Annotated in this window: 15 protein-coding genes; 7 read left to right on the forward strand and 8 right to left on the reverse strand. The window is 34.2% G+C overall.

Features of this window, described 5'->3' with window-relative positions; genetic code table 11:
* Nucleotides 1-50: 50 nt before the first annotated feature.
* The 5 genes from AC07N0_RS09840 to AC07N0_RS09860 form a co-directional block, all read right to left on the reverse strand.
* Nucleotides 51-1,571 (reverse strand): tetratricopeptide repeat protein, encoded by a 1,521-nt coding sequence (locus tag AC07N0_RS09840; RefSeq protein WP_494589032.1) that lies wholly within the window; start codon nt 1,569-1,571, stop codon nt 51-53.
* Complete coding sequence (locus AC07N0_RS09845) at nt 1,555-2,904, reverse strand: hypothetical protein (protein ID WP_494589033.1); 1,350 nt, start codon at nt 2,902-2,904, stop codon at nt 1,555-1,557. Before AC07N0_RS09845 ends, AC07N0_RS09840 begins: the two co-directional genes overlap by 17 nt.
* A gap of 95 nt (nt 2,905-2,999) precedes the next feature.
* On the reverse strand, nt 3,000-3,743 hold the full coding sequence (locus tag AC07N0_RS09850; protein ID WP_494589034.1) for a phosphatase PAP2 family protein: 744 nt from the start codon (nt 3,741-3,743) through the stop codon (nt 3,000-3,002).
* Between the two features lie 108 nt (nt 3,744-3,851).
* The gene (locus tag AC07N0_RS09855; RefSeq protein WP_494589035.1) at nt 3,852-7,931 is read right to left on the reverse strand and encodes a hybrid sensor histidine kinase/response regulator; all 4,080 of its coding nucleotides are present in this window, start codon (nt 7,929-7,931) and stop codon (nt 3,852-3,854) included.
* 52 nt (nt 7,932-7,983) lie between these two features.
* Nucleotides 7,984-8,625 carry a hypothetical protein gene (locus AC07N0_RS09860; protein WP_492802634.1) on the reverse strand — a complete coding sequence of 214 codons (642 nt, stop codon included), beginning with the start codon at nt 8,623-8,625 and terminating at the stop codon, nt 7,984-7,986.
* Between the two features lie 241 nt (nt 8,626-8,866).
* Here AC07N0_RS09860 and AC07N0_RS09865 point away from each other — a divergent pair, with 241 nt between their 5' ends.
* Nucleotides 8,867-9,373 (forward strand): metallophosphoesterase family protein, encoded by a 507-nt coding sequence (locus tag AC07N0_RS09865; protein WP_494589036.1) that lies wholly within the window; start codon nt 8,867-8,869, stop codon nt 9,371-9,373.
* 251 nt (nt 9,374-9,624) lie between these two features.
* Here AC07N0_RS09865 and AC07N0_RS09870 read toward each other — a convergent pair whose 3' ends face one another.
* Nucleotides 9,625-10,539, reverse strand: a complete 915-nt coding sequence (locus AC07N0_RS09870; RefSeq protein WP_494589037.1) for a sugar phosphate isomerase/epimerase family protein — start codon at nt 10,537-10,539, stop codon at nt 9,625-9,627.
* Between the two features lie 325 nt (nt 10,540-10,864).
* Here AC07N0_RS09870 and AC07N0_RS09875 point away from each other — a divergent pair, with 325 nt between their 5' ends.
* The gene (locus tag AC07N0_RS09875) at nt 10,865-11,503 is read left to right on the forward strand and encodes an NAD(P)-dependent oxidoreductase (protein ID WP_494589038.1); all 639 of its coding nucleotides are present in this window, start codon (nt 10,865-10,867) and stop codon (nt 11,501-11,503) included.
* A 36-nt stretch (nt 11,504-11,539) separates the two neighbouring features.
* On the opposite strand, the gene AC07N0_RS09880 is transcribed toward AC07N0_RS09875, so the two are convergent.
* A complete protein-coding gene (locus AC07N0_RS09880; protein ID WP_494589039.1) occupies nt 11,540-12,496 on the reverse strand; it encodes a sulfite exporter TauE/SafE family protein in 957 nt (318 codons plus the stop codon).
* A gap of 260 nt (nt 12,497-12,756) precedes the next feature.
* Here AC07N0_RS09880 and AC07N0_RS09885 point away from each other — a divergent pair, with 260 nt between their 5' ends.
* Entirely contained in the window at nt 12,757-13,620 is an 864-nt protein-coding gene (locus AC07N0_RS09885) for a chromate resistance protein ChrB domain-containing protein (RefSeq protein ID WP_494589040.1), read from the forward strand.
* Nucleotides 13,621-13,684: 64 nt separating this feature from the next.
* Complete coding sequence (locus AC07N0_RS09890; RefSeq protein WP_492802643.1) at nt 13,685-14,200, forward strand: hypothetical protein; 516 nt, start codon at nt 13,685-13,687, stop codon at nt 14,198-14,200.
* An 83-nt stretch (nt 14,201-14,283) separates the two neighbouring features.
* Here AC07N0_RS09890 and AC07N0_RS09895 read toward each other — a convergent pair whose 3' ends face one another.
* On the reverse strand, nt 14,284-14,874 hold the full coding sequence (locus AC07N0_RS09895; protein ID WP_494589041.1) for a DUF4202 domain-containing protein: 591 nt from the start codon (nt 14,872-14,874) through the stop codon (nt 14,284-14,286).
* Between the two features lie 357 nt (nt 14,875-15,231).
* On the opposite strand from AC07N0_RS09895, the gene AC07N0_RS09900 reads away from it, so the two are divergent.
* From AC07N0_RS09900 to AC07N0_RS09910, 3 genes are all read left to right on the forward strand, one after another.
* Complete coding sequence (locus AC07N0_RS09900; RefSeq protein WP_494589042.1) at nt 15,232-17,811, forward strand: PAS domain-containing protein; 2,580 nt, start codon at nt 15,232-15,234, stop codon at nt 17,809-17,811.
* The gene (locus tag AC07N0_RS09905; RefSeq protein ID WP_492802648.1) at nt 17,808-18,209 is read left to right on the forward strand and encodes a response regulator; all 402 of its coding nucleotides are present in this window, start codon (nt 17,808-17,810) and stop codon (nt 18,207-18,209) included. Before AC07N0_RS09900 ends, AC07N0_RS09905 begins: the two co-directional genes overlap by 4 nt.
* Nucleotides 18,210-18,782: 573 nt before the next feature.
* Complete coding sequence (locus AC07N0_RS09910) at nt 18,783-19,145, forward strand: hypothetical protein (RefSeq protein WP_494589043.1); 363 nt, start codon at nt 18,783-18,785, stop codon at nt 19,143-19,145.
* Nucleotides 19,146-19,648 lie beyond the last annotated feature (503 nt).

The following is a 19,648-nucleotide window of genomic DNA, read 5'->3' on the forward strand; positions in this document are numbered from 1 at the left end:
TCTCTTGGCGATTGAGCCAAGAGATTTTTTGTCAGTAATTAAAATGAGTATTAACTGCTAGACTCTAACATATTCTCCTTTAACCTATCTAACCAACCCTTACAATTTTCAGTAATATGATGCTCAACTCCTAATGTATTTTTATAGGTTATATAGGCTTGTTCAATTAATGTTAAGGCTTTATCTAAAAAGCCTAGTGCTATAAAAACTGTTGCTAAATTCCATTTTCTTAAAGCAGTACTCGGATGTTCAGATCCAAAGTTTTTAATATCGGAATTCAAAGCTTTCACTAGCATTTCTTCAGCTTTTTTATAATCTCCCATGTCTTTGTAAACTAAAGCAAGATTTGAATATCTTATATTAGTTGTTGGATGATCCTCTCCAAAATTTTTCAGGTCATATAAAAGTGCCTTTTCCATTAGCGCTTTAGCTCCAGTAAAGTCTCCTAATTTTTGAAGTACAGTAGCTAAATTTGAGTAAGCTACTGTAGTCACTGGATGTTCAATTCCCAAGTGTTTTTTGAATGTTTGCAAAACTCTTTCTGATAATTTCCTAGCTCCTTCATAATCGCCCATATCTTTAAGCACACTTGCGAGATTTGAATATCTTAGAGCCGTATTGGAGTTATCTTTTCCATAATGCTTTTCAGTTGAAACAACCACTTTTTCAAGCAGTTGTTTAGCTTTTGAGTTTTCTCCTAAATATTGATATACGGTAGCTAAATTATTTTGATATGCTATTATATCAATATCATAATTCACTTTTTGAGCTATATTTAAGGCTATTTGAAAATGATTTTCAGCTTGCTTAAAATCAGCTTTTAATATGAAATATTTTCCTATAGAGGTTTGTATTTTGGCAAATTGTAATGGGCTATTTATTTTTAAATCTACTTTTTCTGCCAATTGGCTCATTGATTCTATAAGAAGAAACATCTTATCTATCAATTGTAAATCATAAGCTATATCTGAAGCTTTTTGTAACAATTCAAGTTTAAGGTTGATTTCAGTATCTGGTAAAGACTTTACCTTTTCTTCTAACCAATCTAATTCCTCTTTTTTCGTAGCAAATTCTAAACCTCCTAAAGATGAAATTTCCAAAGGTTTAAACGCTTTATTTTCATCAGTATCAAGTAGGAATCTTACTTCAAACTTTAACAACATTGAGCGAAAAGACCACCAGTCAGGAATTAATTCTCTACATTTTTTAAGGAGTTTTTCATCATTAGGCATTAAACAAATATAGGCTATATTTTTGGCAGATAATCTATCTCGGCGTTGGTTAAACCCCTTGGCAAATACTTCGTCATTAATAACATATTCGTAGTCTTCAATCACTACAAAACCTTCTTGGATGGAATCAGTTTTTGCTAAAAGTTGAAAATAATCAGTCTCTCGTATTTTGATTGGAAGTAAAGTTCTATCTGAGAAAGTAGCTTGTAGGAACTCTATGATTTGTTTTTTTATATCAGCATGATTATACTGAATAATTACATACCTAAACAATGCAGGTTGAACAACCCTTTGGAGTTTTTTGAGCTGTTTATCAAAATCATCAGTCTTTACCCACATATTCTTGATAGATTGATGAGTAAGCAATGATAGGATTTACTCTCTTGTAAGTACCAGAATTATATTCCATGACTACAATTTCTTCTAATAATTTCTCAATACCATCAATAAACGGTGTAGGCTTATTTTCTTTGTTGTTTTTTCTTATTTCCTTTAAAACAGTTAATTCCCTTTCAGAAAGAAAACGAGCATCAGCAGATAAATCTTTCACAGCTTCCATCAAAGCCTTCATCGTTATTTGGGTATCATCATCTTCTAATTCATAGCCTGCATGTTGTAATAAACGTAATAATTCACGAGGAGAACCTCCACTAAATCTTACGGCAGTTTTTACTACGTCTTCTGATTCAAAAAGATTTTCATCTATTCTTTTATAGACAAACTCTACGAAACGATTAATCGTTGCTTCAACATCAGAACCATCTTGCTCTTGAATTTTGATAAATGGGAAAGTGACTACTTCTGAATAATCTTTTACCTGTCTGATAGATTTCATCAGTTCAATCGGTAAAGTCATTAAGCAGTTTGCCCGAATACTTTTAATACTTTCAGCATTTTCAATGATGATTTCCCTTCTTCTTTCTGCCGTTGTGGTTTTTTCCAATCCATCAACGATAAACAAAATATCACGAGCCTCAGAATGGTCACGAAGCCATCTAGCAGCATCTTCTACAAAAATGTTAAATTCTTGTGCAAAATCTACAAAGCGATTCCTAAATACTTTTCTAACAGAATCGGCTCTTTCTTTTGAACCTGTTACTCCGCCTTTTAGCTTGCCAACTAACGATAAAAGCCAAGGGAGTCCCCATTTTCCTTCTAATTCTATTTCAATACTCGCAGATTTTTCGATTGAACTATTAATCTCTAACGTTCTTTCCTCGAACCATTTACTAAGTGACTTTACAACATTCTTATCTAATTGTAATCCTTTCTCTTGTGCTTTCTTGATAAGATTTTCAATCTGACAAATCAAAATATCCATGTACTCAACATGGTCCATATTCAGTTCAATGTCTATATTACAAACTACACAGAAAAAACCATCTTTATATTCAATTTCCTCAACAATACGGGCCAATTCTGTGGTTTTCCCACTTCCACGCATGCCAGCCAAAAAAACTTTTAGTTTGTTAAATTGATTTGCTTCGTAATTATACGTAAGGTTTAAAGGGTTTAAATTAAGGGTTCTATAAAGCTTTTTTTCTTTGAAATCACCTCTTAAACCTGTAAAGTCAGTATAAAAAGGGTGTTCTTTCCCTGGTAGAGGTGCATTGAATTGTAATACACTATCTATCTCGTCTAACTTTATCGCTTTTTTATTGGGTAAGTTCATTCTCTACTCTTTTTATCAAAAATAGTCTATTTTGAAAGAATATTAAAATAGAAGCTTCAAATGTTTATTTATTCATAAGCTTTTTAAACTATATCCTAAAACCCAATCACCAAATTCCCTCCAACAACCCTACCATCATACATCGGCGTAAAAGCCATTTTGGACGGACTATCACTTGGATTTTTTCCTAGTTTTTGTTTCAACCAAGGATAGATTACATAAGCCGCTTTCGCAGATAGAATCCCCACACCAGCACCTACAATTACATCTGAAAACCAATGTCTGTTATTCAATACTCTCATCGTTCCAGTAGCCGTAGCAATGGTATAAGCCCCCACACCATACCAAATACTTTCGTCATTATATTCCTCCGCTAAAACAGCTGCACCAAAAAAAGCATTGGCAGTATGGCCCGACGGAAAGGAATCTTGTCCAGAGAGGTCAGGACGCAAAACTTTAGTAGTATGTTTTAAGGTAAACACTGTTCCCGACATGATAGTGGCGCCAATCAATAAAACACCAATACGGTCACCCACAGTATGTTTTGCTTTAATGCCCATTAAATCTAACCCGAACACGGCTACATAAGGTGTATATTGAATAATATCATCTACGTGTGTACTAAAGTTGCTATAGTATTTACCATGCCATTCTAATTGTTCTTGTTTTAAACTAAAACTTTTCAACGTATAGCCTCCAGCAAGTAATGCGGTAGGAACAATCAGTTGTTTGATGGTTAATTTACGAAAGGTAGAATCTCTTTGTTGCGTAAAAGCAGTAGGACATATACTTAGGTAAAGTAAAAAAGATAATAAAAAACTTTTTTTAATATTCATCATCAGACGGAAATGTTAAGTGCTTACGCACAAATTTATCGTAATAGTATTGGTTTGGCACAACCAAGATACCTAATAAATCTGAAGGAAACTTGAAGAGCGTTATAGATATTATAGTGGCGTTTTTTCTAAGTATTCAGATGGCGATTTGCCAAATTCCTTTTTAAATATTCTAGTGAAATAAGAAGGATCGTTAAAACCAACCTTATAAGCAATCTCTGCAATGGTAAAGCTATCAGTTTCAAGTAATTGAATAGCCTTTTTCAAGCGAACATTTTTGATAAATTCGTTTCCTGAAAAGTTAGTTAAGCTTTTTAGTTTTCGATACAACTGCATCGTACTCATGTTCAACTCTCTTTCTAAAAAAGCAATATCCAACGAAGTATTCATCATATTTTCCTCTACAATCCTAACTGCTTTTTCTAGAAAATGTTCATCTGAAGAATTTAAAGTAATTTCCTTTGCATTTACTTTGACTTCTTTACTAAACCTTTCTCTGAGTTTTCTTCTGCTTTCCAATAGGTTCTTAACCCTCGCTTCCAACAAGCTAGCATTAAAAGGCTTGGTAATATAATCATCAGCACCGATTTCTAGTCCTGCCAGTTTACTTTCGTTACTACTTCTAGAGGTCAAGATAATTACAGGAATATGGCTCGTACTTTCTTTGGTTTTGACATGCTCGCAAAGCTCACCACCAGTCATTTCAGGCATAATCCAGTCTGAAATGATTAAATCAGGCACTTGTTCTATGGCAATATCAAGGGCTTTTTGACCATTGTTTGCTTCGATGATATTGAAATTTTCAACGAAAATCTCTTTGATATAATTGCGTAAATCGTCGTTATCTTCTGCAATTAATAAAAGCGGAACATTCTTTTTAGGATGTTCGTTTTTATGAGGCTCAATCAAATTATCATGAACATTAATCGGAGGAAGTTCTGGGTCAATCGCATTATCCCGAATCCAATTACTATCGTAGGCATCTTTGTTAATAGGCAAGTGAATGGTAAAGGTACTTCCTTTGCCCAATCTGCTACTAACGAGTATTTCTCCTCTATGTAATTCTATCAACTCTTTACACAGCGCTAACCCTACACCAGTACCTACCACATGTTTCTGAGGGTCTTTACCGTGAATCTGGTAAAAACGATTGAATACATTTTGTAAGTTTTTGCTATCAATCCCAATACCCGTATCGCTTACGGCGATAATAATTCTTTGATTATCTGCTGGATTAACCGATACTTTTACCACAATTTCACTATCATTGTCCGAGAATTTGAAGGCATTGGAAAGTAGATTAGTTACAATTTTCTCTAAAATATCTGTATCAAAATAAGCCAATAAATAAGGAGTCGATGGTTTGAAAAGAAGGTTGATATTCTTCTGTTCAGCTAGCCCTCTGAATGATTCTGTAATTTGTTGAACAAAATCAATTACATCGTTTTGCGTAATTTCTGGCGATAATTTGCCTGCTTCTAATTTAGATAAATCAAGTAATTGATTAATCAGTTTTTGCAATTGCTTGGCATTTCTATAAATAGATTCCGTCCTTTTGCGTTGCGAATCTGGAATGTCTTTGCTGTCGGCTAAATATTTTTCTAATGGACTGATAATCAACGTAAGAGGTGTCCTGAATTCATGAGAAATATTAGTAAAGAAATTAGTTTTTAGTCGGTCTAATTCCTGTACTTGTTCTTTTTCTCTTTCTTGTAATTGTACATCCAATTTCAAACGCTCACGAATGAGCACGACTCTTCTGGTGAAATAAAGCCCAATACCCACAATGATTAAATAAAAGAAATACGCCCACCAAGTTCTGTACCAAGGGGGTAATATCGTAATGCGTAGCATGGCTTCCCTTTGATTCCAAACGCCATCATTATTGGTCGCTTTTACCCTGAACAGATAGCTTCCTGCATTCAAGTTGGTATAGTTGGCTGTTCTTTGTGTTCCTACATAGTTCCACTCTTTATCAAAGCCTTGGAGCACATAAGCATATTGGTTATTCTTGAACTGTTGGAAATCTAAGGCAGTAAAATCAATTGAAAATACATTCTGATCTGATTCTAGTACTAATTCCTCTGTTTGTGAAATATCTTGTTGCAAAGGTGAGCCAGGCTGCCCCACTACCACGTGCTTATTGAACAATTTTAAGCCAGTAAGGTATACATTGGGTACTATATTACTTTCAATCAGACTGTCGGGATGAAAAATGTTGAGCCCTTCTGTACCACCAAAAAATATTTCACCACGATTGTTTTGAGCATAAGCATTCAGCAAAAACTCCGAGCCTTGAAGTCCATCAGCTTTTGTATAGTTCTTGAATGAATTGCTATAGGTAATGAATTGTGAAATACCTTGATTGGTCGATAACCACAAATGATAATGACGGTCTTCAACAATACCCTTGATGGTATTATTGGGTAAGCCATCTTCTGTTCTCCATACCTTAAAGTTTCTAGTTGTTGGCTGATACAGGTTTAAGCCTCCACCATTAGTACCTATCCAAATTTGCTTACGAGAATCCTGAAATATTTTATTGATTTGATTAGCACTTAATCCATCCGAGCGGTTTGACTTACGGATATGGACAATTTGCCTTTTCTTTTGATTATAACAATAAATACCATTATTATAAGTACCAATCCAAAGTGTGCCGTTTTCTTCTTCTAAGATAGAATTAATGTGCATTCCCAATAATACCCCTTTACGGTTGAGGTCTGGAACAGGGCTGAATTCGCCCGTCTGTTTGTTGAATAACAAAATGCCTTCTTCTTGTGTACCTATCCACAAATGTTTTGGTTTTCTGGCAGGGCTCAAACAGGTAAGGTGTGTAGTATTGCTACCATCATCATAAGGATAGAGTGTAAAAGAGCTACTGCCTTTTTTCATAATCCTAAGCCCAATTTCCCAAGTTAAGACAGACAGGTCACCATCACGATCATAATATAAATTATTGATGTCATTTGTACTCGTAGTAGCATGAGAAGGGCTGATAAAATAATGTGAAAAGGTATTTTTAGCCCTGTCAAATAATGTCAGGCCATTATTACTACCAATCCAAACTCGGTTAGGGTCGTTTTCACAGGCGATGGCTGTTACTTTATCTCGTAATAAATTTTGAGTAGAGTTTACCTTGTGACGGTATAATTTGAAGTTATTCCGATGTCTGTAATGTACGTTCAATCCTGCTTCCCAAGTACTAATCCACACATTGTTATCTCGGTCTACAAAAATACATTGAATAGCATGCGAACTTAATCCTGTTTCAGAATCAGGATTGGACTCTATATAACTAAGTTGGGCATAATTGTTATTTTTTACGAGAAAAACTCCATTGTCCGTACCAATCCAAAGCGTGCCATCTTTGTCATAAACCAAATCTGTAATCAAATTAGCTCGATTATTCTGATTAGGACTGTATAACACCTGAGTGAATACATTCGTTTGTGGGTTCAGTCTATACAAACCATTACCACGTGTTCCTACTAGAATATTTCCTTGTGGGTCTTCCACCAAACAAGTGATTTGATTTTTACGAGGAGGAAGATTGCTCTGAAGGCGAACCGTATTTGCATGGTTGTTTTTATCAATATGGGTTATTACGCCATAATGCCCACCCAACCAAAGCGTATTCTTTTTATCTTGGAAAACCAAGGAAATATCATTAGTTGTCAGCAACTCAGATTCCACCAAACGCCATTTGATGGTTTTTTGTTGGTTATCAAAACAAAGCAAGCCATAACCATAAGTAGAAACCCATATTTTATTATCGGGCGAAGCAATGATAGACGAAATACTAAGCCCGCCGATATTAGTTTTATCATCTGCTTGTTTGAAATGAATAAAATTTCCTGTGGTTTTGTCGAGTTTATTTACGCCACCATCAAAAGTACCTACCCAAAGGTTGCCTTCTTGGTCTTCGGTAATACATGAAATCGTACTACTACTGATAGAATTGGGGTCGTTAGAGATATGTCGATAAACGGTGAACTGGTAGCCGTCGTATTTATTAAGGCCGTCTTTCGTAGCAAACCAAATAAATCCTTTTTTATCTTGAAAGATTTGCCCTACCGTACTTTGCGATAAGCCTCTTTGTGTACTAATACGGCTGAATTTCAGTTGTGCCACCAAAGGTGTAAGCCAACTGTTACAGAACAACAATATGAGTACAATGCGTAATTTCATCAAAAAAATAATCTTCCTTATGCAATTTAGGAAAATTTCAATAAAAGCTGGTTTAATTCACAGAATGGTATAACAGAAAACTTAGTAATCTTTCGTAAGTCAATAGTTCATCAGGACTAGAACCATTGCTCGTCAAAATATCTCGGTGTTTGTTCGATAAATCTAAAAAGTGTTTATCGTGTGTCAATTTTGCGGTGATGATGCCCTTATAACTACGATGTAATTGGTTGTATAAGTATTTACATGGCTTAGAAAGATGCAGATTAAAAATATTATTTAATGCTGGTAAGCTATCCGACTCATTCATAAAATGAAACCCTCTTTGTTCCAAAAACTCTTTCACGATTTCACAAACATCATCCAAATCGTTTTCATCCAAAATCTTATATCTAAAATATTTGGCATCGTTAAATTTCCCAATTGAGATAACTAAAGTATTAGAATCTGACCAGAAATCACGCGTATTTCCCAGAAACTGTTGGGCTATCTGTTCTACTTGGTTGTTTCTACAGCCAATATTTACTTCTAGCCAAGTTTCATTGTCATAAGGAGTTGCCGTAAAAATTACGTTCTGAAAGCCTGTTGGTGTAATTTTTCGAAATTGTTTTTTATCTGCCAACAGCACAAAATTGTGCATACTGAAAAACGGTTTAAGTTTTTCATAAAGGGTAGTTTCAAATGGTTTCACTGGCATAAAGCAACAAATTAGCTGGTTTATTTTTCTATTTTTCTCAAGTAAATCTCGAAATACTTACTTGGCAGTCTTTTGATTTAAAAACTCTTTATACAATGTATATTCCACTATTTTTGTTCAATCTTTGCTAAAGAATTTATATATGCAAATATACATATTCACGAGATTTAATCTTTAATAATCAATATTCCTCTATGTTTCCTTTAATGAAAACGGAAGATTTGGCGACTTAGTGAAAATTATGCAAAAAATTTTAATTATTTCCGATACTCATAGTTTTCTTGACGAACGTCTTTTCCCTCATATCGACTGGTGCGACCATATTTGGCACGCAGGCGATTGGGGTATCGTGGCAGTTTCGGATACCCTTGAGGCCTTAAAGCCCATCCAAGGCGTATATGGCAATATTGATGATGCTACGGTGAGGCAAATCTATCCAAAAATAAATCATTTTACTTGCGAAGAACTCAATATTGGTATGACGCACATCGCAGGCGCACCATCAAGTTATAAGCCTGATGCATTGGAATGTTTTAGGATAAAAACACCTGATATTTTTGTGTGCGGACATTCGCATATTCTTCAAGTAAAAAGAGATTTGCATAGAAATGGAATGCTTTTTATCAACCCCGGAGCAGCAGGAACGCATGGTTTTCATAAGGTGCAAACGGCAGTGAGGCTAAAGATAGAGGGCAAAAGAATCTTTGATGTAGAAGTGATAGAGATGAGTAGGAGGGGGAAGGAGTAATTTAATTTCTTTAGATTGCTTACAAGGGTGTAAGTAGTTGATAATCAAATGTTTTTTTCACTAGCGAGGGACTTAAGTCCCTCGCTAGTGAAAAGGGTTGAAAGCTTTTCCCGTGGTATGTCGCACACAGAACACGGTTTAGGAATACCAATAACTTAAAATTCTTCCTATTAGGGTGTGACTTAAGTCACACCCTAATAGGAAGAATTTTAAGTTAACAATGCTGATTACTATAAGAGACAATCAAAAAGCTAAATCTTAAATCCGATTTTATCTTTTAAAAATGCTTTGCTGATTTCTGCTGATTGCAATGGTGTACGCGTTTTTTCAGGTACGCCGTCCAATTCAACAATCGCCCATTTTTTATAATTAATCTTCTGAAGATTATCGAATACTGCTTTCAAATCAACATTCCCTTGTCCTAATTCTACAAACTTATACGCTTTAGGGTCGTTGGGCTTATCAGCTAACGGACTTTTTACATCTTTGATGTGCAATGCCCCGATGATGTCTTTGTATTGCAATACTGCTTTAGCAGGTATGCCACCTCCTTGATGATAATGGGCTACGTCCAATAATAACTTCATGTATTTCGGATTCATATCTTGAACGATGATATCCACTTCCTCTGGCGTTTCGCCCAATTGGTGCATGTGGTTATGATACACAGCCTGAATACCCAAATCAGCAGTTTGTTTACCGATTTCGTTCATTACGAACGCCAAACGTTTTAATTCTTCCGTGCTTGGTAATCTGTCTTTCGGACGAACCGAATTGGTTAATTGAATAGAAGTGCCACCCAATGCCTTTACAAAACTGGCATGAGCCACGTGATAATCTATCGTACTAGCTTCTTTCGCTGGGTCAATTTCAACATTACCACTTGAAAACATCGGTAGAACTAAACCATTTGCCGCAATAATATCTTTTAATTCTTGCACTTTGGTTTTGTACGTATCATAAGCATTGGCACGCAACTGTACCCCTTTGAAACCCAATGATGAAATATCTTTCATCGCATCAAGGTCTTTGCCTCCCCACGTAATAGCAGAATAGGCTAATTGAAGATTAGGAACTTTAGCAGCCAAACTTTCAAAAGAAAACAAAGAAGCAGAAGCTAGTAAACCTGCTTGATAAAGGAAATCACGACGAGATATTTCAGACATTTTCTTAGTTTATTATAAAGGTTTTAATACGTTTTCTTCAAAAGGACAAAGCTATGTTAAACTACTGTGATTCGCTTGAAAATTTGCGTTACTTCATCGAAATTTTATTCATTTACTTTCACTAAACGTGCCTAATAAAATGTTTTGTTTAAAATTTTATACATAGGCTTTGTCGTACTATCACGCTATTTTACTAATTTCACGTATTAGACTCTTTGTTTAAAATATTGATTTAAATCCTCGCCTTACAAAAACGTAAGCGAACAGATTGTTTTCTTTTGAAGACAGTCTGAATTTATATTTTCAATTTTTAATAAAGAGTAATATGCAACAGTCTATAAAACTTGCCATCATCGGTGGTACAGGTAAGTCAGGAAAATACCTTGTTCAAGCGTTATTAAATCAAGGTTTTCATTTCAAAATGCTGCTTAGAAATCCTGATAATTTTCATATCCAGAGTCCTCAAATTGAAATCATCAAAGGCGATGCCCGCGACTATCATGCTATTTTGAACCTTGTTGAAGGCTGTCAAACTGTCATCAGTACCATAGGGCAACCCGTGGGTGAAAGCTCTATTTTTGGGGATGCTACCAGCAACGTATTGCAAGCAATGAAGGAATATAATATCAAAAGGTATATCGTTACAACAGGCTTAAACGTTGATACGCCGTTTGATAAAAAAAGTCCTAAAACTAAATTTGGGACAGACTGGATGAAGCAAAATTATCCGAAAACTACTGCCGACAAACAGCACGAATACGAAATGTTGGTAGATAGTGATGTCGATTGGACGCTGATAAGATTGCCCATGATAGAACAAACAGACACTAGAGGCAATACAGATGTCAGTTTGGAAGATTGTACAGGAGATAAAATAAGTGCCACCGATTTAGCTGATTTTATCATCAAACAATTGTTTGAAAATCAGTATGTTCGAGCGGCACCTTTTATTACTAATATCTAAAAACTAATCTGGTAACTTAGTTAAGTTTGAAGGAAATTATCCAATAAGTTTCTTCAAACTTGCTAAGATTACTACAATACCTACCATAATCATCAACGCTTTTACTGGCAATTTACTTGATAAACGAGCCGCAATTGGTGCTGCTACGATACCTCCAAGAATCAAGCCCAGAATGACCTGCCATTGCGAAAAGCCAATCACAAAAATGAATGTTAATGAAGACGAAAGTGAGATAAAGAACTCAGCTAAGTTTACTGAACCAATAGTATATTTTGGATGACGTCCCGAAGCAATCAATGTTGAAGAAACGATAGGTCCCCAACCACCACCGCCGATAGAGTCCATCATACCACCAAACCATGCTAATGGCCCAATCATTTTGATGTTTTTCTTTTGTTGTCTTTTTACTAAGGCTTTACGGATAATAACTATCCCCAATATTAAAGTATAAACAGAAACGGCAGGTTTTACATATTGCATATAGCTTTCGGCCAAAGTAGAAAGTGCATAAGCCCCCAATACTGCCCCGATTACTCCTGGAATCAATACAGCCTTAAACAGTTTGGAATTAACATTACCAAATTTTAAGTGCATATAACCCGACACGCCACTCGTAAAAATCTCAGAAGCATGAACACTCATTGAAATTACTGCTGGCGACACACCAACGTTCGCTAGAAAAGTAGAAGCTGTAACGCCATAAGCCATTCCCAAAGCTCCGTCAATCATTTGAGCAATAAAGCCCCCCAAAATGTAATAAAGGATATCTGAATTGATTTCGTGTAAACCTGTAGTAATATTTTGAATGGTTAGATAGGTAAAAACAAAATACCCTACTATCATCAAAGCTAGTGCATTAAAGAAGTGAATGGCTACTTCATAAGGTGTTCTTTCACGTTTCCAAATCTTAATAATGGCTTCTTCAAAAGGGTTTTTGGATGACTTCTTTTTCTCAACAACTTGTTCAAGATTAGTCGGTGATTCTATTTCCATAAAAAATTAAATTCTTAGTTTCCTACAAAGTTAATAGAGTTAAATAAATCTACAAAACAAGTAGAGTATTTATTTTTGAATTTAATATTAAGAGAATAAATTCTTATTTTGCTGTCACTTTTCAAAAATGATTCATTTATTTAGTGATCCATACAAATTAAGCAACGTTTTTATTTATCATAAATGACTGATAAATAGGGGTTTGAAATGCTACTGCGACAGATGACTGTTCACCAATCACTATTTACTAGTCACTACTTATGAAATGGATAACCCGAGAAAAACCAAAGATTGATAGAATAGCTTGTCCGTGGTTGATTAAAAAATACATTGACTCAGAGGCAGAATTTATTTTTGTTCCTTTTGATGCTGTAATTCAGCAAGCTGAAGTAATAGGAGCAATACCCTTTGATGTTCCGAACGTAGAATTATCCCATAAATTGGGCTTATGTACTTTCGACTGTTTGATTGAAAAATACAATATCGATGACGAAGCTGTTCATACAATGGCGGTAATAGTACGGGGTGCCGATACTGACCGACATGATATTGCACCACAATCAGCAGGATTATGGGCAATAGCCTCGGGCATGGCTCATAATATTCAAGATGACCACGAATTATTGAAACAAGGCATGGTGATTTATGATGGCTTATACAGTTGGGCAAAATACCTGCAAGCAGTAAAACATTTTCAGAATCCTTTTGAAAACCTTTTAGTGGATGTCTTTCAAAAAGTATTCCAACCTGCTACCAAAAGTAATCGTAAGACGCCTGTATGGGCCAAGGAATTAAAGGATATTATTCAAGACCAAATAGACACGAATCTGACTTTAAGCCTGAAAGAAATTTCAAAAGAGTTGGATGTAAATCCTGCTTATCTTTCCAGAGAATTCTCTAAATATTTTGAAAACCTATCTTTTGGAGAATACATCCGCAAACTGCGGATTGAAAAAGCGATAGAGCTATTGAGTAATACCAATCACTCATTAACAGAGATTGCCTATTTAACAGGGTTTTCAGATCAGAGCCATTTTACTAGAATCTTCAAAAAATATACAGGCGAAAATCCATCGATTTTTAAAAAAAATATCACAAAAAGTAAGTTTGATACAAAAAGTTAATTATGTGCTATTTTGAGGAGGATTATTCTTGAAATTTTGTCAGGAACAATCCTTAATTCTTACAATGAAAAACAAAATTACTTACCTCATCTTTTTACTTTCTTTGTCTTTTAGCTTTTTTGCACAACAACCTTCGCCAGAAAATACCTATCCCAAAATTGTAGGCTATATGGGCATTTTGCATCCCATTACTACTTGGTCGGCTGATGGCACGAGCACATCAAATTTTGGGTCAAGTTATACGATTGGCTTCCCGACGGGCATTAATATCCTGAAAAGTGATAAAATCGGATTCAGTTTTGAATTTGTCCCAACCATTCGTTCAGAAAATGGAGTGAGCAAGGTGAACAATTTCTTGTTTCATCCTGGTGTAATGTTTCGATTTAAACATGGACTTACTTTAGTAACAAGAGCAGCCTTTGAAACGGGCGGAAGATACGGTTTTACGCCAGTGCTAAACAAAGTGGTTAAAAAGAACAAGCATTCCAACTACTTTATAGCTGTCCCTTTGCCTGTTCGTTTCGGGAATGATAAGCCCACCTCTTATACCATAGGTTTTCAGTTTGGAGTAGGCTTTTAAAAGAATAAAATTTATTTATGTTAATGCAAAAGACTATTTCATAAGGTCAATATTCATTTGACTTTATGAAATAGTCTATAAAATTATTCAGCCAATAATTTCAAAGCCTCCTGAATATAAGCCAGACCTTGGGGTGAATAAGTTAGGTTCAATGCAAATTGATGTCCGTGGGCATCCATTTTTAATAAAGATTTTTTCAAAATATTAATTACCTTTTCTGGTAAATATTTGGGATGAAAATCTTCATATTGGAATTGTAAAAAAACTAAGCAAAGTGCATTTTCCATTGTCTGAACCTCTGGGTCAGTTTTTATTCTTTGTTTAAGAATAATCCTCTCCACTTTTGCAATTTCCTCTTCACTATATCCAACTTCAGTAAGTATTTCTTTCGCTTTTTTAGCATGAAAAAATGATAAATCCTTACGCCACGTTAAATAACCTACTCTTCCGTCTGGATATGTTTCTCGGGCAATTTCCCAGCGACCAATATGCTGGCTTCGTGAAGCCAGTAATAATGCTTCTGTAGCAATAGGGTCTAATTTCAACACCCATTGATATAATTGTAGTGCTAAAAAATACTCCTGTGGATATTCCTTTTCTTCCCACACGAAAATATTATTATCAGCTTTATTATATTCATCAAATTTTTGAAAAGCAATTTCAAGTTTTTCCATTATCTTATAAATTGATTAGTATATTGTCGCTCTTTTTTCTGTAATGTTAAGGGTAAATCTTTCAAATAAAAAATTTATTTGCCAGAAGGCTCTATGATAAAATCTTTAAATAGTTATATTTTTAATTTATTGTTTTAAATAGAATTTTATGATAAAATGAACTTTTAAACAAAAAATCCATTATTTTTTTTCAATAAAAATTTACGCCTGTGCTATTAATTATGAATTTAAGTGATGAAAAATCTGCTTAAATACAATAAAGCGTATATTTTTCATTTTTTTTGATTAGTTTGCATTGAGATTGATTTGGACTTACCCTACTATTTTAGTCTTTTTAAAAACTGCTTTCAATTCGATATGAATAATTTCACTCCGCCAAATGAATTTATTACAATTCAAGTTGAAGCACTACAGGAAAACGATTTCGATTTTGTTCTTGATGTAGCTTCAAATATATTTGATTCATCCGTCATTTGTCTATCTTTTGTAGAGACAAAAAGGCAGTGGTGTAAGTCAGCTAAAAATATTCAATTTAGCTTAGATTTACCTATAAGCCCTTTTTTGCTTAAACATGAAGGAGGAGATTCAAAAGAAATTTTTACGATTAATAATCCCCAAGATGCATGGTTGTTAGCAAAAGGGATTAAGTCTATCTCAAGTATAGCACTATATCTGCCTTCAGGTCTGATGTTAGGACATATTACTTTGCTCCATCCATCTTTGGTAGAGCTTACAGAAAAGGAGCAAAAAATCTTCAAAACATTTGCTAAAAAAACGATTGAATTAATTGAACAAAATCAACTTAATTTAGACGAATTACTTTTCGAAAAAAACCAATTAAAGGTATTATTAAGTGCCACCAACGATTATATCTGGTGTGTAGATAGAAATCTAAACCTGATTTCTGCTAATAAAACCTATGTTGATGCCATCAAAAAACATACTGGAAAGACGTTAAAAGTAGGAGAAAGTTTTTTATTGAAAAACTTCTATACCGAAGAGCTAATCCAACTGTTTAAGACACAAAGCCAGAAAGCATTTTTAGGAAATGCTTTTTCAGTAGATATTTATATGCCCGCTACTGAATGGTATAATGAGCAATGGATGGATATTACTTTTCATCCGATTTATGAAGATGGCAAGGTAGAAAAACTGGTACTAAATGCTCGAAATATTACCAAAAGGAAGAAGGATAAAGAGAAAATTAAAAAAAGTAAAGAACAATATAAGTTACTATTTCTTTCAAATCCACAGCCCATGTGGATATATGATGTTGAAACGTTTGCTTTTTTAGAAATCAACGAGGCTGCCATACAGCATTATGGATATACTAGAGAAGAGTTTTTGAAAATGACATTGTTGGATATTCGTCCTAAAGAAGATGCTTATAAATACCTCGACTATACGAACGCTGATGACGAATTTGAGGCTAATCAATACGAGTGGAGGCATATAAAAAAGAATGGAGAAACGATTAGTGTACTAATTACAACTCATAACATAAAATATAATGGCAAAAAAGCCAAACACACCCTAATCAACGATATAACTGAACAAAAACTTTACTTAAAATTACTTGAAACAGAACGGGCTAATACGGCAGCCTTAATCAATAGTACCGATGATTTGGTTTGGAGCATTGACGAAAACCAAAACTTGTTGGCAGCGAATGATGCTTACTTGAATTTTATTGACAAAATCGCAGCTTGGAAACTTGAATCTGGCGATTCAATGCATCAAAATCAGCAATTTTTAGCGGAGCTAAAGCAGCATAGACAACTTCAATATGAAAGAGTATTGTCTGGTGAAACTTTTACGGTAGAGACTTATTCCCCAGCACTTGATTCAATATGGGGGGCATGGAGTGAAACTACCTATAACCCTATCAAAGATGGGGATAAGATAAGAGGGGCGGCGATGTTTTCCAGAAATATTACCAATCGTAAAAAGATTGAATTGGCACTGGAGACTAACCAAAGGATTTTATTAGAAACTAGCGAAGTTGCACGCGTAGGGGGATGGGAAGTAGACTTGGTAAATAATACAGTTTCTTGGTCTAAAATCACGAAAGAGATTCATGAACTTCCGCTGGATTATGATTTGAAAGTGGATGAATTATTGGATTTTTACAGAGAAGGTGAAAATAGAACTAGGATTAGAAAGCTAATCGATACGGTGATAGCAGAAGCCAAAGACTTTGATTTTGAAACCCAGATTATTACTGCAAAGGGGCATGAGAAATGGATAAGAGTAAAGGGTGGAGTAGCGACTTTAGAAGGAAAATCTGTAAGATTATATGGCATGATTCAGGATTTAGAAGACTTGAAAAAGTTTGAAATCCTGCTAAAAGAAACAAGCGAGATTGGCCGTGTAGGTGGTTGGCAATATGACCTATCGACCAAAAAAGTAACTTGGGGCTCAATCACAAAAGAAATTCATGAAGTGCCGATAGATTATGAACCTACTTTTGAAAGCAGTATGTTGTCCTATAGAGAAGGGACAAGCAGGGATGCCATTGTAGAAGCGGTAAATAAGGCAATCAATTTTGGTACTCCTTATGACCATGAAGTACAAATTGTGACAGCTAAAGGGAAGGTACGTTGGGTTAGGGCCAAAGGACGAGTAGAATTGGCACAAGGAAAACCTATTCGTATATACGGGATGATTCAAGATATTAATGATCAAAAGAAGCATCTTGGAGAAATAGAAACTCAGAACAAACAGCTCAGAGAAATTGCATGGATGCAATCGCATATCGTTAGAGCTCCCGTGGCTAGAATTATGGGAATTATCAATTTATTGAATGATTTTGATAATATTGAAATAAGTAGGGAAGAACTTCTTCAAAATATTCTTGATTCAGCTTATGAGCTCGATGGGATTATAAGAAAAATCAATAACACAATTAAAACAGACCACAATAATATTTTAATATGAAACTCAATTTATTAATTGTTGATGATGACAAGATGGTGCAAACCCTGCACTCAATAATTGCAAAAAAAAGTGGGCTTACTGATGCTCCTATCAACTTTGCTGATGGGAAGCAAGCGTTTGATTTTATTATCAATAACAATGGAGATGATGCTTATTTAATACTACTTGATATAAATATGCCTGTGATGAATGGTTGGGAGTTATTAGAAGCTTTGCAAAAACAGGCGTTGAAAAATCAAATCTACGTCGTAATGGTAAGCTCTTCGATTGACCAGCACGACCTCGACAAGGCTAGTACTTATGAACAAGTAATTTCTTATGTTTCAAAACCTCTTACCAAAGATATTCTTGAAGGCTTAAAGTCTCAACAACAAGTAAAACGTTTTTTTGAAAATTAATTATAAGTGTTTTCTCTGCAAGAATCCCGAAAAATAAATTAAGTATTAATGCTTAATTTATTTTTCGGGATTTTATGTTTTATACACCCTAAGATGCTTTATTTTAAGTAGAAATCGAGTTGTTTTAGGTTGAATTTAATACTTAAATACTTTAAAAAGTATAAATTATCATATTTTTTCGTCTGATTTTAAACCTGCTGAATAATGGTAACAATAAAAATATTTTTTTTTCATTGTTATACGTATTTAGGTATCAATCCGATAGCATTATTGATGAAAACCAACTATTTACTCAAAATTAGCTTATAATTTCGTATTTATTCTTTAATAAAAACAAAATATTATTGATTTTTGCTGCTAAAACTCACTCATCTTGCTCAAAATCGAACATTTGTTTGTCAAAATTTTTGTTTGCATCTTACGTTTAGAATAAAAAAGCAACACTGTTTTGAATGTAAATAATACAATTTTCTAAGGTTTTTAATAATTGAAATTGATATTAGTTATTTATACTCAATTTTTAGAGCAAGTAAATTCTGAAACAAAACATACAAACTTAAATCACATAACATCATGAAAACAAAAGTTTTTTGGGCGACCTTGTTAACATTAGCAAGTTATGGTTCGTTCGCTCAGGAGATTACGGCAAGTGATCCTGGGTATAGCACACACAATTACAAACATCCGAATAAAGCTGCTGCTGCAGCCAAAAAAAATAAAAAGTCATTTCCTGTTAGCGAAAATGTAGCTATAAACAGGAATTATAAACAACAAGCATCAAACACTGCTGAAAAAGGGTTGAGCATTATCAGAAATCAACCAAAAGAAGAGTATCTGACATGGCAAAATGCTAAAATGCCTTATACTAAGGCAGTAGTAAAAGACCAACAAATGGCTAGTGATACTGCCAAAAAGAATGATTCAGTAATTGATTAAAGTTAATTACCTTATAATTGGCTATCTCTCGTATTTTTTACAAAATATAGGAGGTAGCCAATTTTTGTAATAATTAACATAGGATAAAAAAATTAAACTTAATTGATGAGGTCTTGTATTATTTTAATTTTTTTGACCGTAAACTAAAAAATGAATTATAGTTTAAATTTTATATCATAAATTCAGGTAATAAATAGTTCTACACCACCTTATAATACTGCTACTTCTTAGATTAATACACCTTAATTATCTCTACTAAAAATTTGTATTACTTTATTGAATTAAAGTAATACAAAAAAACTTCTTCGTTTTCAAAAGCAAAAAAAAAACATAACCCGTTCAGAATTGATTTATTGCACTGGTAAATTGCCAGTAAAATATTGCCGTTTTTTTGTTGTTATTATCACAAATTAAGTAATCTTTCAGGTAAATAGTATTGGTGTTAAAGATGGTATAATCTTTGATTATAAATGTTTTAGGTCGAGTAACCACCTTACTCACAA

It is taken from the genome of Arcicella sp. GW821-FHT09D11 (genome assembly GCF_059416265.1).

What these genes read in the sequence shown, in the direction of transcription:
- AC07N0_RS09840 (WP_494589032.1), bottom strand. Translation starts at nt 1,571, where the DNA reads ATGTGGGTAAAGACTGATGATTTTGATAAACAGCTCAAAAAACTCCAA.
- AC07N0_RS09845 (WP_494589033.1), bottom strand. Translation starts at nt 2,904, where the DNA reads ATGAACTTACCCAATAAAAAAGCGATAAAGTTAGACGAGATAGATAGT.
- AC07N0_RS09850 (WP_494589034.1), bottom strand. Translation starts at nt 3,743, where the DNA reads ATGATGAATATTAAAAAAAGTTTTTTATTATCTTTTTTACTTTACCTA.
- AC07N0_RS09855 (WP_494589035.1), bottom strand. Translation starts at nt 7,931, where the DNA reads ATGAAATTACGCATTGTACTCATATTGTTGTTCTGTAACAGTTGGCTT.
- AC07N0_RS09860 (WP_492802634.1), bottom strand. Translation starts at nt 8,625, where the DNA reads ATGCCAGTGAAACCATTTGAAACTACCCTTTATGAAAAACTTAAACCG.
- AC07N0_RS09865 (WP_494589036.1), top strand. Translation starts at nt 8,867, where the DNA reads ATGCAAAAAATTTTAATTATTTCCGATACTCATAGTTTTCTTGACGAA.
- AC07N0_RS09870 (WP_494589037.1), bottom strand. Translation starts at nt 10,539, where the DNA reads ATGTCTGAAATATCTCGTCGTGATTTCCTTTATCAAGCAGGTTTACTA.
- AC07N0_RS09875 (WP_494589038.1), top strand. Translation starts at nt 10,865, where the DNA reads ATGCAACAGTCTATAAAACTTGCCATCATCGGTGGTACAGGTAAGTCA.
- AC07N0_RS09880 (WP_494589039.1), bottom strand. Translation starts at nt 12,496, where the DNA reads ATGGAAATAGAATCACCGACTAATCTTGAACAAGTTGTTGAGAAAAAG.
- AC07N0_RS09885 (WP_494589040.1), top strand. Translation starts at nt 12,757, where the DNA reads ATGAAATGGATAACCCGAGAAAAACCAAAGATTGATAGAATAGCTTGT.
- AC07N0_RS09890 (WP_492802643.1), top strand. Translation starts at nt 13,685, where the DNA reads ATGAAAAACAAAATTACTTACCTCATCTTTTTACTTTCTTTGTCTTTT.
- AC07N0_RS09895 (WP_494589041.1), bottom strand. Translation starts at nt 14,874, where the DNA reads ATGGAAAAACTTGAAATTGCTTTTCAAAAATTTGATGAATATAATAAA.
- AC07N0_RS09900 (WP_494589042.1), top strand. Translation starts at nt 15,232, where the DNA reads ATGAATAATTTCACTCCGCCAAATGAATTTATTACAATTCAAGTTGAA.
- AC07N0_RS09905 (WP_492802648.1), top strand. Translation starts at nt 17,808, where the DNA reads ATGAAACTCAATTTATTAATTGTTGATGATGACAAGATGGTGCAAACC.
- AC07N0_RS09910 (WP_494589043.1), top strand. Translation starts at nt 18,783, where the DNA reads ATGAAAACAAAAGTTTTTTGGGCGACCTTGTTAACATTAGCAAGTTAT.